The organism is Olsenella sp. AGMB03486 (genome assembly GCF_040884255.1).
GTDB classification, from domain to species: domain Bacteria; phylum Actinomycetota; class Coriobacteriia; order Coriobacteriales; family Atopobiaceae; genus Olsenella_L; species Olsenella_L kribbiana.
In genome coordinates this window covers 48,627-63,036 of record NZ_JBEVTM010000016.1, presented here as the reverse complement: position 1 = coordinate 63,036, position 14,410 = coordinate 48,627, and the positions used below count along the sequence as shown (strand labels likewise).

Genomic DNA, 14,410 nt, shown 5'->3' with positions numbered 1-14,410 from the left:
GCGAGACGGCGCTCTTTGGCGACCTCGGCGTCAAGGACATCACGAAGGCCCATGCAATGCAGGTGCTTCTCGACCATCTCGGAGCCTCTGCAGAAGATGCCATCGCTTTCGGCGATGCAAAGGTCGACATCCCGATGTTCGAGCTGGCCGGCACGAGCGTCTGCATGGGAAATGGCGGACCTGAAGCGAAGGCAGCAGCCGACTTCGTGACCGACGATGTGAACGAAGACGGGCTCTGGAATGCCTTTGTCCGTCTCGGGCTTGTCTGAGCCCAGAAAGCGCAGCAGAAACGTGAACAGCCGCTCCGAAAGGGGCGGCTGTTCTTGCTCAGCACGATTCTTATAGAGGCATCTAGGCAGCCTGGGGTGCGGCATTCCTTCTGAAGACATCCATCTTCGGCTGGAAGAGATGTGCCCAGAGGGCGATGATGCGGCCCATTGCAAGGACGGAGATGAGCGTGCCTGGACCGACGCCGTAGAAGGGCCTGCCAAGCGCAAGGCAGAGCGCGACCGAGATCAGGATCATCGAGAGATCGAAGCCGTTCTTTGCAAGGGCGAACTTGATCGGGAAGACATCGGAGATCGTGCGGACGATAGCATCGGTCGGCGTCACGACAATCTCGCAGTTCACGGAGAAGTAGACGCCGAGCGTCGAGCAGAGGAGTGCGACTGCGAGAAGGAGGTAGGCTTCAGGCATCGTGAGCGTGAGCTGAGGGACGATTGCGTCGTAGAAGTCGGTAAGCAGGCTGAAGAGAAGCGAGAACGGAATCTCGCAGACAATCTGGAGCGTGACCTTCTTCAAGAGGAAGATCTGGATGGCAATCAGCACGACGTAGAGCATCATCGAGCAGGTGCCAAGCGTGAGCCCTGCAATCTTTGCCATTGCATAGAATACGGAGGAGAAGGCGGCAACGCCGAGTCCTGTCCTTGTGTTCAGGATGATGCCGAGTGCCAGAAGCTGGTTTGCAGCAAGATAGATGGTCCAGCGGCTGATCTCTTTGCGTACGTTCTCTGTCATGCGCATCCTTTCTCTCTGTCTTCGTCTTTGAGTTTATGAGGCCATATGATGAGTTACAAATATCGTTAGCTCTATAATCAATAACTAGAAGTTATTGATATGCAGACAGAGAAGAGATGCTATGGCAAGCGTGGGTGATGTGAGCCTGCGGCAGATCGAGATGTTTCTCGCTGTTGCACGGTGCGGAAGCATGACAGGAGCAGCGAAGGAGCTCTTCGTCTCGCAGACGGCTGTGACAAAGCAGATGCAGCTTCTGGAAGAGGGGCTTGGGGTCGTGCTCTTTGTCCGTGGCCGCTATATAGCGCTGACGGAAGATGGCAGGTTCTTCAGGCAGGAGGCAGAGGCGGTGTGGGACCGCTATGTCCTCATGCGCCAGAACATGGAGTCCTGGCGGGATGGCACAGCTGGTACGCTCGAAGTGGGGATCATGACCTACATCGATCCTGCTCTCGTCGTCGAGCTCTTCCGCGGATTCAGACAGCGCTATCCCGCCATCCGCTGCCACTTCCATACGATGCAGTCAGGAGCCATTGCTGACAGGATCCAGGACGGCTCGCTCGACCTCGGCATCGGCGTGGCGCGGCCCGGCATCGAGGCCCTCGAGCTCTGCCGCTACCCCCTGATGGAGTTCAGCGCTCCTGGAAAAGACCCTGCTTCGCTTCCTGTGATTGTCGATATGCGTACGCCGGAACGCGACCGGCCGCCGATCGAGGACACGATGGTCGCAGTCGAGCTCGGGGAGGGGAAGGCAGTGCTGCATGGATTCATGACAAGGTTCGATGAGGGGCTCGTGGCAAGGGAGCTTCCCGATACCTCGGCCGTCTGCCTTCTCTTCGACGAGCATTTCTCGCGCACGAAGGAGCGCTTCTGTGTCTATGCAAAAGCATGGCGGGAAGAGCAGGCAGATGGGGACCGCTAGAGGACAGGGCGCTCAGAAGCTGGGAAGCGTGAAGGCGCCACGTGGCCTCACCGCATGGGCGACATCGCGCATCTGCTCTGGTATTTCTTCCATATCGCTGCCAAACCATATTAAGAGGTCTGCATAGATGCCTCCCACATGGTAGGCAAGCGCGTATTGGAGACGCGGGTCTTCGTCTTGGCGGCACGCTCCACGCCGAAGGCCTCCTTGAGCTCGCCGAGCAGAAGATGGGCTGCTCCTGCACGATGGAGGCAGAGAAGTTCCTGCCTGTAGGTGCGGAGGTCTCGAACATGAAGAGGAGATATTCGTCCATATCGCGAGAGCCGCTCTTCCGGAAGCGTTCGACTATGTCTTCGTGAGCCATATGGAGACAGACGAGGCAGGCGGCGTCTTCGCCCTCTACGAGGCCTTCCATGATATGAAGGTCATCTGCGGACATCTTGCAGCCCGCGGGCTTCCGGGCTGGACTATGCAGGTGGGATCCTTTCTGAGGTATGGGAACGGCGTAGGCCAGACCATGATGGCATCCTGGGCAGACGAGGTTTTCGCTATCGATGCAGAGCGTGTGTCCCATGCTGAGAAGCGCGGCAGGCTCCAGCAGACGCTTTCGGCTCTCTCGCCGCGCTTTGTCGCAGTCGGCCATGGCTTCTGCCTCGAGTGCGCCTGAGGCAGAAGATGCAGGCTCTGCTCCCTTGAGACAGCCGGCGTCCCTCCGTTTGGGCGCCCCGTTCCTGCGGCTCATGGAGAAATTTCATCTTGCACCAAGTATCTGGTAGGATGGGGTGAAACATCTGTACGAAGCGGGAGAGCGGGGTTGTGGCCCTTCCGGGAGTGAGGACGCAGCCGATGAGGATACTCGTTATCAATGGAAGCCCGCGGGAGCAGGGCAATACGCGCAAGCTCGCAGAAGCCTTTGCGCACGGAGCCGAAGAGGTCGGCAACGAGATCCTGTTCGTGAATGTCGCGAAGAAGCATATCGCGGGCTGCCAGGACTGCCAGTACTGCCGCTCGCATGAGGGCAAGTGCGTCCAGCGTGACGATATGCAGCCAATACTCAAGGCGCTCGATACCGTCGATATGGTGGTCTTTGCATCTCCGATCTACTGGTTCGATATCACGTCGCAGCTGAAGGCTGTAATCGACCGCTTCTATGCAAAGGGCATGAATGGCTTTGCATTCAACCGGGTGGCGCTTCTGCTCGATGCAGATTCCGACCATGTCTTCGATGCGGCCGTGAGCCAGTATCGCCAGATGTGCAACTATCTGAACTGGAAGAACATGGGCATCATCATGGCACCGAATCTCGAGAAGCTGGGTGGCATCGCACAGAGCCCGGCTCTGAAGGATGCCTACGAGCTCGGCAAGTCGCTGAGGTAGAAGAGATCCGAGAGAAGATGAAGCAGGGCAGCCGGATGGCTGCCCTGCTTCTTTGTGCTGCTCTCTGCTGCTACTCGCTGCGTACGCTCGCGACATCCATGAGGCAGAAGCGCTCCTTCTGCGTGGCATCGGGATAGCGCGTGCGGTCGACGGGAGACAGGAACATCTCCTGAGGGCGGATCCAGAGGGTCCCATCGCCGTAGAGCTTGCGGTAGATCACGTACTGCTTGCCGTCTTCGGAGCCTGTCGCTGTTCCCTCGACGAGATAGTAGTCGCCCTTGAAATGGCGGTAGATGCCGCCGGCCTTGAGCTCCTGCTGGGGAGCCGGCACGGCACGCTCGGAAAGCTCTTCGGGGAAGGAGGGCGCTTCCTCGGCTGGTGCAGTTTCGGGTGCTGCCTGATCGTCCCGAGACGCAGACGCATCTTCCTCGAGCGTGGCAGCTGCCATCTTCTCGGCTTCCTTCTCCATCTCCTTGAGCTCGTCTTCGATGATCTTCTCTACCTTCTTGCGGCATTTGCCGCATTTGGAGCCGGCGCCTGTCGCACGCTTCACGTCCTTGAAGGTCGCGGCTCCCTCATGCACGGCTTCTCGGATCTCGTCCTTCGTGACATGCTTGCAGCTGCAGACCTCTTTGCTCTTTCCCATGGCAGCTCCTTGTCTGCTGGATTGTTCGGTCACTCCAGTCTGGCAGGAGCAGGGCGTCGGAGAAAGCTTTGGCATCCTCACGTGACAGAGCGGGCGTCTGAACGGGGCAGAAGATGCGCCGTCAGCGCTTCCTTTTCTGCTCCTCTGTCTTCTCGAGGGCATGGCGGAGGCGCTCGGCGCTTGCTTCGCGGTGCTCCTCCGTATAGGTGCGTATGTTTCTGAGCGCCCGCTTCTGCATCGAGGAGAGCTCTTGAGCCGTATGCTTTGCGGCAGCCTCCAGGTCATGCTCGAGAGGACGCCTGCCGGAGGCAAGATCGTCGACAGCCGTCTCCATCACGGCGTCGAAGTCGTCACGTCCCCGCTCGACACGCTTCGTGAGGTCGGTGAGGGCAGAGAGGGTGAGTGCCAGGTCTGCCGACATGAGGCCTGCTGTGGCAAGGGCAATGAGCTCCCAAGCATACTGGGGTAGGGAGGGTGCCGAGGCGGAGACGAAAGGAAAGACGAAGCAATAGAGAAGGCAGCCTACGGCACCGAAGCAGAGCGCGAAGGGGAGGCAGATTCTGCCGTTGAGATTCAAGGGAATGTTGCTGTAGTCCCACCAGCGGGCATGGAAGAACTTCTCCAGGACCCAGGATGTCGAGTACTCGAGGACGGCGCTTCCTGCTGCCGAGGCCAGAAAGACCTGCCACCACACCGTATCCTGAGATCCTTTCGGCAGGACTGACGCCGCTATGATCACGAAGGAAGCGCCGAACCCATAGATTGGGCAGACCGGTCCGAAGAGGAAGCCCCGGTTGTCCCACTTCCTGTTCTTGATGGCGCAATAGGTACATTCATAGACCCAGCCCAGGACGCTGAAGAGTCCGAACCAGGAGACGATCTGGCAGATATCCATGGTCCCTCCGTGCTCGTGTGGATGCCGTCATTCTCCCATAGAAGGCGTGAAAACAAAAAGAGGGGCAGCGCCCTGAGACGCTGTCCCTCCGTGCAGCCCCATGCGTGAGGCTACTGGATCTCGACCTTGGTCGCATTCGTCTTCTGCTCTGCGATCTTGGGGACGTTGACGGTGAGCACGCCGTCAGCAAGCTTTGCCGTGATGCCCTCGTTGGCGGCATCCTTCAGATACACGCCACGGCTTGCCTGCCACTCCGAGGTCTCCTTCTGCAGGTAGTTCTTGCCCTTGTCCTCGTCGGACTCCCTGTGGTCCACGGAGATGGAGAGCCTGCCCTCGTTGAGCTCGACGTCGACCTCATCCTTCGAGACGCCCGGAAGATGGGCCGTCACCGCGTAGTGGTCGCCTGCATCCTCGACGTCCATCGGGAATGCGTCGGACGCATCCACCGAGAGCACAGGCGCGAAGAAGTCATCGATCGCGCCGAACGGCCATGCCCTGCGGAGAGCCTTCTCGTAGTCGCTATAGGGAACCATTCCTGCCATCGTTACCACTCCTTCAAGTGTTCCGGAGGCCCTTCTGGACCTCCTCGGGTTTCGCTTATATATATTGCCGGATGAGATAGTTTTATACACTAGAAAGAAGAAAATTTTAGTCAATAAGACTTAGATAACGTGAAAGCAGAGAGACAGATAGAAACAGGCAGCTGGTGCTGGCAGTGCTGCAGACACTGCGGACAGGGCGCTTTCCGGGTACAAGGAAGATATGGGCCTTCCGTGGTGCGGCAAGGTCCCATGATACGGTTTATCACCACATGCGTGAGGCGTACATCGATCCTTTGGCCCTGTGCCCCAACTTCTGGGAGGTGCTTCCTATGAGCGACGGCTCTTCTCCATCCGGAAAACGAACTGAACTGAGAATGGGATGCCCGCACATCGGGGAGCGGGGCATCGCTGCAGGGCTCCTCTGGAGCTGATGCAGCCCGGAAGATGAGCATGCTTGCTTCCGGCTGGTCCCCGGGATTGGCGGACCATATATGTTCACCATCAAGAATCTGAAGCATCTGTCCTCCAAGCGTGCCTCCAAGGCAGAGGCCTATCCCGTCTCCTGGGTGCGCCAGATTGCCGCTTCTGGCACCGAGGAGCTCTTCGAGGAATTCAACACACGGCCAGGAGGGCTCGAGCCTGATGAGGTCGAGCTGGCGCGCGCCTCATATGGCGCAAACGAGCTCAGCCACAAGAAGCGCGACCCAGAGTGGCTCCGCTTCCTCAAGGCCTTTGCCGATCCCTTCACCGGCGTGCTCGCACTTCTTGCGCTCGTGACCCTTGCGGGAGATGTGCTCTTTGCTGCGCCTGAAGACAGGAATCCGCTGTCCCTCCTCATCATCTGCGGCATGATCTTGGTCTCCGGCATCCTGCGCTTTGTCCAGGAGGGCAAGAGCAGCGTGGCGGCAGATGCCCTGGCAAGCTCCATCGAGACGTTCTGCTCGGTCGAGCGGGCAGGGGAGGGCGTCATCGTGCTGCCGCTCTCCGAGATTGTCGCAGGAGATATCGTGCATCTTCAGGCAGGAGACATCGTGCCGGCAGATGCCTGCCTGATATCTGCCCGCGATCTCTTTGTCGGCATGTCCTCGCTCACGGGCGAGAGCCTCCCTGTGGAGCGTGTGGCTGGACCTGCTGCGGCAGATGAGACGGTGCCCGTGGCCGATCTTTCCGATATCGTCTTCATGGGCTCCTCCGTCGTTTCCGGAAGCGGCAAGGCGGTCGTCTTCGCGACGGGCTCCCATACGCTGATCGGAAGCATGGCAAGAGGACTCGACGAGGGGCGCACGAAGACGGCCTACGACGAGGGCATCGCCGACACGAGCAGGCTGCTTCTGCGCTTCATGCTTGTTATGGCGCCTCTGGTCTTTGCTATCTGCGGCCTTACGAAGGGCGACTGGCTCCAGGCGCTCCTGTTTGCGCTCTCCGTGGCGGTGGGCCTTACGCCTGAGATGCTGCCGATGATCGTCACGACCTGCCTTGCAAAGGGCGCACGCGACCTGGCCGAGCATGAGGTCATCGTGAAGAGGCTCGATGCGGTGCAGAACCTCGGTGCGGTCGATGTGCTCTGTACAGACAAGACCGGCACGCTTACGGAGGACCATGTGATCCTCGAGCGCCATCTCGATCTGGATGGCAAGGAGGATGCACGGGTCCTGGGCTATGCCTACCTCAACAGCTTCTTCGGCACCGGCGTCAAGAACCTGATGGATTCTGCCATCATCGAGCGTGCGGCGCTCGAGACGAAGCGCACAGGCGCTCTCGATGCGGACAGGCTCGCGGATGCCTGGCAGCATGCAGACGAGCTGCCCTTCGACTTCAGCCGCAGGCGTGTCTCGGTCATCGTACGTGCAGATGATGGCACGCTCCTTATGGTCGAGAAGGGGGCTGTCGAGGAAGTGCTCGCGACCTGCACGGAAGCTGAGCTCGGAGGCGTAGCTACGCTGCTGACTCCTGAGGTGCGCAGCCTCATCGAGCGCAAGGTGGCAGATCTGGGGCGGCGCGGCATGCGTGTCCTTGCTGTGGCAGTGAAGGAGTGCACAGGGCATGTGGGTGCCTTCACGGCAGAAGACGAGTGCGACATGAAGCTTGTCGGCTATCTTGCCTTCCTGGATCCTCCCAAGAGGAGCGCCGCTTCTGCCATCGAGGCGCTCACTGCACACGGCGTGGCAACCAAGGTGCTTACCGGCGATGCTCTGGGTGTCGCCGTGACCGTGGCGCAGACAATCGGCATCCCCACCGATCATGTGCTCGAAGGGGCGAAGATCCAGACGCTTTCGGACGAAGAGCTCGAGCGCCGCGCAGAGGAGACGACGATCTTTGCAAAGCTCACGCCTGACCAGAAGGTGCGTGTCGTCTCGGCGCTGAGGCGTGCAGGCCATGTCGTTGCCTTCATGGGCGACGGCGTGAACGATGCCGGTGCGATGCGGGCAAGCGACTGCGGCATCTCGGTCGACACGGCAGCCGATGTCTCGAAGGAGGCAGCAGACATCATCCTCACGAAGAAGGATCTTGCCGTGCTCGAAGAGGGCATCGTGAGCGGCAGGCGCACGTCTGTCAACATGAACAAGTATGTGAAGATGTGTGCGAGCTCGAACTTCGGCAACATCTTCTCAGTGCTCGTGGCAAGCATCTGCCTGCCCTTCCTGCCCATGACCGCCGTGCAGCTCCTGCTTCTCAACTTCATCAATGACTGCGCATCCTGCGCCCTGCCGTGGGACCGCGTGGACGAGGAAGCGCTGGCACGGCCTGTGAAGTGGCAGTCGGGTTCCGTCTCGGGCTTCATGCGTCTCTTCGGCCCCGTGAGCTCTGCCTTCGATATCCTGACCTTTGTGGCCCTCTTCTTCTGGATCTGTCCTGCTGTGGCAGGAGGAAGCTGGGAGGCATTGGCTGGAGATGCTGCTGCCCGTCTGCTCTTTGCCGGGACATTCCAGGCGGCATGGTTTGCGGAGTCGATGGTCACGCAGATGCTCTTCGTCCATCTGGCAAGGACGGAGAAGAAGCCTTTCGTGGAGTCGCGTGCAGACGTGCGCCTTGCAGGTCTCAGCGCAGGTGCCGCTCTTCTGTCGCTCCTGATTCCCGAGACTGCCATCGGTGCCTCTCTGGGCTTTGCAGCGCTTCCGGCAAGCTTCATTGCGCTCCTGCCGGCACTGGCGCTCGGCTATGCGGTCTCAGTGCTGCTGCAGCGCAGGCGCTACATCGCCCGCTTCGGCAGGCTCATCTGAATGTCTGGTGCTCCGGGGGATGTCCTCCGGAGCACTCAGCGTCTAGCTGAGGCCGGGATAGCCGCACTGCCGAAGCGCTTCGAAGAGCACGATGGCGCAGGCATTCGAGAGATTGAGCGACGTCACGACCGAGGCTCTCGGGTCGACGAAGTTGCCGCAGGCGTCGCGCTCGAGTTCGGGGTGGAGGGCGTCGAAGCGCTCATGCCAGCTCTCGGCATTTGCAAGCACCATATCGGTCTTCATCGGGATGCGTTCAGCCAGGGCAGGATGGGCTGAGATGAGCTCGCGGGAAAGGCCTGCGCTCTCCTTTCCGAAGACGAGATAGTCGCCGTCGTGGTAGATGCTCTCGCCGATGCTTCTCTTTCCTGCCTTCGTGAGCAGATGCACGTGGATATCGGAGGCCGCCTCCGAGCTCTCTTCCGTATTGCGGACAAGGGCAGCCCGCACTGCAGGATTTGCCTCGACGAAGCTTTTCCAGCCGGGGTAGGTCACGACATCGAGGCTCTGCCAGTAGGCGAGGCCTGCACGCTTCAGGGCATGCGCATCGAGGGAGAAGCCGAGAGGGCCGACCAGGTGGAGACGGGCGCCAGCAAGGACGCAGGTACGGCCTATGTTTCCGGTATTGGCAGGAATCTCGGGCTCGACGAGCACGACATTGAACACGATGCATCCCTTCTCTTGTGAGCTGGAGGAGCTCCCAGTATAGACTGAAGGGGACAAGCACCGAAACGAAGGAGGTCTCCGTGCTCTTTCTCATATCTCCCGCCAAGCAGATGCAGCGAGACGACGGATTCTCGCTCAGGCTCCAGGAGCCGCGCTTCCTGGCCGAGGCAGAGGAGCTTGCCGGCGCTCTCTGCTCTCTGGGAAAGCAGGGCGCCCAGAAGGTGTGGCGCACGAGCGACACGCTTACGGAGCGTGCTTGGGAGATCACGGAGCACCTGCCGGAAGAGCTTGCTGACGGCGTGCGCACCCCTGCTGTCATGGCATATGTCGGCATCCAGTACCAGCATCTGGCGCCTTCTGTCATGACAGAGAAGGAGCTCCTGTGGCTCGACCGGCATCTCCGGATTCTCTCGGGGCTCTATGGGGTGGTGGCACCGAATGACGGAATCGTCCCGTACAGGCTCGAGATGGGATCGAAGCTCGCCGTGGGCGGAGCCAAGGATCTCTACAGCTTCTGGGGAGGAAAGATCGTAGCATCTCTTGCAGAGGAGCGAGGAGGGGAGACCTTCGTGCTGTGCGCCTCGCATGAGTATGCGCGCGCTGTGCTCCCGCATGTGCCGGAGGGCGTGGCTGTCCTCTCGTGCGAGTTCATGGCACCGCGGAAGCGGGATGGCAAGCTCGCCGAGGCAGCGCCTGAGGTCAAGGCAGTGCGGGGCTGCTTCGTGCGCTGGTGTGCCGAAGAAGGCATAGAGGATGCGTCAGAGCTCGTGCACTTTGCCGAGCGTGGCTACCGCTTCGCGCCTACGCTGTCTTCCGGAGGGCGTCTCGTCTTTGTCCGGGCGGCCTCGGACTCTCAATAGTCCATATCTGCGTCGAGGTCCTGCCTGCCGATGCCGGAAAGCGATGCTGATGCTGCGGTCCAGAGAGGTTCGGGCGCTCGAGGCAGCTCTTCAAGTGCGGCATCGATCTCTTCGCGCGAGAGGCCGGCCAGGGTGTGCCCTGCCCCATGGGACGTCCTGGGGCATCCTGCCTGTGCCGTCTTCTCTCTCCTCATCGCTTCCGCCTTCTTGCAGCGAGCATCTGCTACAGGATGTGATGGTGCGGCTCGAGGTTCTCGAACGTGCAGAACGAGGAGAAGCCGAGCGAGCGTGCCATGTCCTCGGCAACCTTCAGGTAGGCGCCGAGCTGGCCCTGGCGGATGCAGCCCGATCCGAACGTGAGGATCGTACCGCCGAGGTCGCGGTAGAGCGTGAGGATGTCTCTTGACGGCATGGGCGCCTTCTCGCCGTGGCACAGGGCTGAAGTGTTTATCTCGAGTCCATGGCCGCCCTCGATCGTCTTCTCGAGGATGGCAGCCACGATATCCTCTGTGCTCTCGAACGGAAGCGGGCCTTCGCCTGAGTAGTCGTGATAGCGGATGAGGTCGAGGTGCGCAAGCACGGACCAGGAATCGAAATGCTCGATGCAGTCGAGCACGGCCTCATAGTAGCCGCGCGTGAATTCGAGCTGCGTCTTGCCTTCCTGATACTCGTTCGTCCAGAGCTCGAGGTTGCCGATCTCATGCACGGAGAGAAGGACCATATCGAGGTGGTCCTGCCACTCGCCGAAGAGCTTCTCATAGGCAGGGATGGTCTCTTTCTGGATGCCGAACTCGAGGCCACGACCGCACCAGAGCACCTTGCCATAGCGCTCGCGCATCTCTTCGAGCTCTGCGAAGTAGGCAGGATAGGCACAGTTCGTGAGGGGGCGTCCGTTCTCGAAGCGGGCACCTTCTGGGTGGTCCCAGTCAGGCTTCACGCCGTAGTCGACCCGCTCTGTGAAGCATATGCCATCGAGGTTGAGCCTGATCGCATCGATTGTGGCCTGCTCCATCGGATAGTCGGACTCGGGAGAGTAGCTGGAGTGGACGTGGCAGTCTTGGAGCATGGAGGCCCCTTTCGGTCTGGGAAAGCTGCTTCATGAAGCATGGCGCAGGAAGAGGGACAGTTTTCTGAGGATTCTCTGAAGGGAGCTGTCGATTCCGTGAAGTGCCTATAGAGAGAAGCTGGAAAGTGGCTGCAGGTTTTCTGGAGGCATGAGGGGCCTCCCCGAATGGGGTACGACCTCAATCGAGGGGACTCAAGAAGGAGGATCATGCATCTTTTCAAGAAGAATGGGAAAGACCCGAAGACATCTCGCACGAAGGGCTGGCGTCCTCTGGTCCTGGCAGCGCTTGCCGGTGCAGCCCTTGCTATCGTGCTTGTGGCAGCGTTCTCGAATTTCCAGACAGCGCAGCCGTCATCTGCCGCCTCGACGACAATCAAGAATTCGCTCTCGGACATCTCGGAGCTCTCCACGGAAGAGTACAGCTTCGCGAATGTCGGCAAGTATACCGAAGACGACCTCAAGGTCCTCGGCATCTCGATTCCATTCACGGGCAGCTCCTTTGTCGCAACCTACGAAGGCACCGTGAAGGCAGGCATCTCTGATATCGAGGCAGCCGATGTCGCGGTCGACGACAGCACGAAGACCGTGACCGTGACGCTTCCGGATGTCGAGATCCTGAGCTGCTCGATCGATCCCTCGACGATCGAGGTCTACGACCAGACGTTCAATCCGATCAACCAGATCCAGGTCTCGGATGTCTCGAACTTCCTCTCGTCTGAAGAGGACAAGGAGGAAGAGGAGGCCAAGACGAACGGCACGCTCGACAAGGCACGTACGCATGCAGAGAAGATCGTGAAATCTGTCGTCTCCTCGATCCTTTCGGGCATAAGCCGCGACGGCTATGCGGTCAAGGTGTCCTGGACCACGTCCGGAACCGATACGTCAGCGGATGCTGCATAAGGAGGCCTTGGAGGCATGATGCTTGAGGAGCAGGGTGCGCCACGCCGCCTCTTTCTGGCGCTGCGCTTCACAGATGCGGAAAGAGACGAGCTTGAAGGAATAGCCTGTGCCGCTGCTGAAAGGATGAGGCGCGGCACGCCTGCACTCAGAGAGAACCTCCATCTGACGCTTGCCTTCCTCGGCATGTGCGATGCCAGGACCGAGGAGGCGGCAAGGCTTGCAGGGGCGGCAGCGGCAGAGGCAGCGGGACCAGTTTCAGAGACTCTCGGAGACCTTGGGTCCTTCTCGCACCGGCGCTCTTCTGTGATATGGCGAGGAGTGGCTGAGGAGTCGGGGCTTCGGGGACTGCAGGCCAGAATCGCTGCAGAGCTCAAGGAGCAGGACGTTCCCTTCGACGACAGGTCGTTTGTGCCCCACGTGACGCTTGTGCGCGGAGCGGCAGCGCAGCAAGGCGAGGATATCGATAAGATTCTTGCAGACCTGTCGGGGAAGCTCCATCCTCTCTCTGCACACCATGCAGAGGTCGCGCTCATGTGGAGCCACCATCCGGAGGGGGCGCCTTTGATCTATACGCCGGTTGCCCGCTTTCCTCTGCTTGCGTAGGTTTTCTGGACGCAGGGTCCGTATGCGGGCAAGGGTCTAGGATATGAGGGGGCGCAATGGTTCCTATGCCTGCGCTCTGGTCTGCCTGCCCGGCAGACGAAACGAGGAGGAATGACTCATGATTTGCCCTCACTGCGGATCCGTGATACCGGACAACAGTGCGTTCTGTGCGCAGTGCGGAGCACGCCTTGCTGAGCCTCAGCAGGATGGCGCTCCTGCAGCTGAGCCGGCCAAGGCACAGGCTCCAGGTACCGAGGCAAATACGCGCGCAGCAGAGATTGCAGGGAGCGTGCCTCCTGTCGATGCTCCTGCCGGTACGGCAGAGCCTGCCGCTGGTGCAGGAGAGACCCAGCTCATGCCTGAGGGGGCAGCTGGCGCATCTTCTTCACCCAGCCCAGAGCAGGTGCCCGAGATAGACAAGACCATGGTGCGCCCCGGTGCGTTTGCTGCGCACAGAGACTCTGCCGCAGCCGAAAAGGAGCTGGCCCAGCTTCCCCGCATCGACGAGCCTCCTGCTGACATGCCTCCTGCCATCCCTATCGAGGGAACGCCTGTCGCAGAGCCGGAACCGGACATCTCCGATTTCCTGCCGAAGCAGCCTGCGGTGTCTGAGGTCCCCGAAGCTTCCGATGTGCCGGAGGTTCCTGGTGTACCCGAGGTGCCGGCAGCGCCGGAGCGTACCGAGCAGAGGATGCCTGAGCCGGAGCGCATCGTGCAGAGGAATGCTCCTGCAGCGGCGCATCCTGAGCCGTTCCAGACAATCTCTCCATCTGCTGGTGCAACGCCGCTTCTCAAGGTGCCCGTGAATTCGCATGACACGTCCGACTACCGCAACAGCGTGAAGCGCCGCCGCCATGCCCGTGCCGAAGCCCAGCAGTCGCATCCGTTCGCGCAGACGGTCTCCCGCTCCGTGTATGAATCCCGCATGCAGGATGAGAGCTACACGGAGGCAGTGAGCGAGGTCTCCGGCGCAGCGTCTCAGCGCAGCTCTTCGGCCTTCAGGCCGGAGGAGGGGCAGAGCTTGGAAGAGCATGCCCGCCGTGCGGAGAGCGCGCTTTCGGGTGGCGTCTATGTCGCAGAGCGCCGCCGCTCCAAGGGCCCCATCATTGTCGCTATCTGCCTCATCTGCGCCGTCGCGGCTGCGGGCTATCTGATCTATCAGAACATGCAGGCAGCTGAGACCACCGCCGATACAGAGACGACCGAGGCCGCCGCGACCGATACGGAAGCCGCTGCACCCGAGCCGGCAGCGACGTCTCCGGTCACAGCATCCGACGAGGTCTCCTACAACTCCGATACGGGGCTTCTGACGATGGAGAACTACGGCTTCTCCGTGACGCTTCCGACCGGCATGACTGCGGCTGTCTCCTCTGACGGCTATGGCCTCGATCTCACGGATGAGACGGACGGTGTCCAGATCAATGCCTGGGTGAAGCCCAATACGCAGGGCGCAACCCTGGACCAGCTCTCGGATGAGGCCATGGACGTGACGAACCTCACATATGCCCACGTCTCGACCCTGAACAACTGGTTCGTCGTGAGCTACTGGAAGGGATCGGAAGGCTACTACATCCGCGAGTATGTCGACTCAGAGCGCATCCTTGCACTCGAGTTCACGTGGCAGAAGGCAAGCGAGACGGCAGCCACTGAGGTCATCGACAACATGACAGACACGATCTCCATGGCGGGGGAGAAGTAGGC

The 14,410-nt window shown here is 60.4% G+C and carries 16 protein-coding genes; 9 read left to right on the top strand and 7 right to left on the bottom strand.

Features of this window, described 5'->3' with window-relative positions:
- On the top strand, nt 1–269 hold a 269-nt coding region (locus ABVS03_RS08665; protein ID WP_368018796.1), incomplete at its 5' end, for an HAD hydrolase family protein.
- Nucleotides 270–351: 82 nt separating this feature from the next.
- Here the strand turns inward: ABVS03_RS08665 and ABVS03_RS08660 are convergent.
- Complete coding sequence (locus tag ABVS03_RS08660; protein WP_368018795.1) at nt 352–1,017, bottom strand: YitT family protein; 666 nt, start codon at nt 1,015–1,017, stop codon at nt 352–354.
- Nucleotides 1,018–1,138: 121 nt separating this feature from the next.
- On the opposite strand from ABVS03_RS08660, the gene ABVS03_RS08655 reads away from it, so the two are divergent.
- From ABVS03_RS08655 to ABVS03_RS08645, 3 genes are all read left to right on the top strand, one after another.
- Complete coding sequence (locus ABVS03_RS08655) at nt 1,139–1,936, top strand: LysR family transcriptional regulator (protein WP_330972612.1); 798 nt, start codon at nt 1,139–1,141, stop codon at nt 1,934–1,936.
- Nucleotides 1,937–2,300: 364 nt separating this feature from the next.
- Entirely contained in the window at nt 2,301–2,603 is a 303-nt protein-coding gene (locus ABVS03_RS08650) for a hypothetical protein (protein ID WP_330972613.1), read from the top strand.
- 179 nt (nt 2,604–2,782) lie between these two features.
- Entirely contained in the window at nt 2,783–3,313 is a 531-nt protein-coding gene (locus tag ABVS03_RS08645) for a flavodoxin family protein (RefSeq protein WP_368018794.1), read from the top strand.
- 70 nt (nt 3,314–3,383) lie between these two features.
- Here ABVS03_RS08645 and ABVS03_RS08640 read toward each other — a convergent pair whose 3' ends face one another.
- From ABVS03_RS08640 to ABVS03_RS08630, 3 genes are all read right to left on the bottom strand, one after another.
- Nucleotides 3,384–3,959, bottom strand: a complete 576-nt coding sequence (locus ABVS03_RS08640; RefSeq protein ID WP_368018793.1) for a DUF1653 domain-containing protein — start codon at nt 3,957–3,959, stop codon at nt 3,384–3,386.
- 121 nt (nt 3,960–4,080) lie between these two features.
- Nucleotides 4,081–4,854, bottom strand: a complete 774-nt coding sequence (locus ABVS03_RS08635) for a hypothetical protein (RefSeq protein WP_368018792.1) — start codon at nt 4,852–4,854, stop codon at nt 4,081–4,083.
- Between the two features lie 110 nt (nt 4,855–4,964).
- Nucleotides 4,965–5,396 carry an Hsp20/alpha crystallin family protein gene (locus tag ABVS03_RS08630; protein ID WP_368018791.1) on the bottom strand — a complete coding sequence of 144 codons (432 nt, stop codon included), beginning with the start codon at nt 5,394–5,396 and terminating at the stop codon, nt 4,965–4,967.
- Between the two features lie 491 nt (nt 5,397–5,887).
- Here ABVS03_RS08630 and mgtA point away from each other — a divergent pair, with 491 nt between their 5' ends.
- Complete coding sequence (mgtA, locus tag ABVS03_RS08625) at nt 5,888–8,617, top strand: magnesium-translocating P-type ATPase (protein ID WP_368018790.1); 2,730 nt, start codon at nt 5,888–5,890, stop codon at nt 8,615–8,617.
- A gap of 42 nt (nt 8,618–8,659) precedes the next feature.
- On the opposite strand, the gene ABVS03_RS08620 is transcribed toward mgtA, so the two are convergent.
- Nucleotides 8,660–9,280: a tRNA (cytidine(34)-2'-O)-methyltransferase gene (locus tag ABVS03_RS08620; protein WP_368018789.1), complete on the bottom strand. Its 621-nt coding sequence runs from the start codon at nt 9,278–9,280 to the stop codon at nt 8,660–8,662.
- A gap of 80 nt (nt 9,281–9,360) precedes the next feature.
- Between ABVS03_RS08620 and ABVS03_RS08615 the strand changes: the two genes are divergently transcribed.
- Complete coding sequence (locus ABVS03_RS08615) at nt 9,361–10,140, top strand: YaaA family protein (RefSeq protein ID WP_368018788.1); 780 nt, start codon at nt 9,361–9,363, stop codon at nt 10,138–10,140.
- Here ABVS03_RS08615 and ABVS03_RS08610 read toward each other — a convergent pair.
- Both ABVS03_RS08610 and ABVS03_RS08605 read right to left on the bottom strand, forming a co-directional pair.
- On the bottom strand, nt 10,134–10,334 hold the full coding sequence (locus ABVS03_RS08610) for a hypothetical protein (protein WP_368018787.1): 201 nt from the start codon (nt 10,332–10,334) through the stop codon (nt 10,134–10,136). The two genes, ABVS03_RS08615 and ABVS03_RS08610, sit on opposite strands and share 7 nt — an antisense overlap.
- 29 nt (nt 10,335–10,363) lie before the next feature.
- Entirely contained in the window at nt 10,364–11,206 is an 843-nt protein-coding gene (locus ABVS03_RS08605) for a histidinol-phosphatase HisJ family protein (RefSeq protein WP_368018786.1), read from the bottom strand.
- Between the two features lie 207 nt (nt 11,207–11,413).
- Here ABVS03_RS08605 and ABVS03_RS08600 point away from each other — a divergent pair, with 207 nt between their 5' ends.
- The 3 genes from ABVS03_RS08600 (at nt 11,414) to ABVS03_RS08590 (ending at nt 14,408) form a co-directional block, all read left to right on the top strand.
- Nucleotides 11,414–12,106 (top strand): DUF4230 domain-containing protein, encoded by a 693-nt coding sequence (locus ABVS03_RS08600; RefSeq protein WP_368018785.1) that lies wholly within the window; start codon nt 11,414–11,416, stop codon nt 12,104–12,106.
- A gap of 15 nt (nt 12,107–12,121) precedes the next feature.
- Nucleotides 12,122–12,709 (top strand): RNA 2',3'-cyclic phosphodiesterase, encoded by a 588-nt coding sequence (gene thpR, locus ABVS03_RS08595; protein WP_368018784.1) that lies wholly within the window; start codon nt 12,122–12,124, stop codon nt 12,707–12,709.
- Between the two features lie 118 nt (nt 12,710–12,827).
- Nucleotides 12,828–14,408, top strand: a complete 1,581-nt coding sequence (locus tag ABVS03_RS08590) for a zinc-ribbon domain-containing protein (protein WP_368018783.1) — start codon at nt 12,828–12,830, stop codon at nt 14,406–14,408.
- The last annotated feature ends 2 nt before the right edge of the window (nt 14,409–14,410 follow it).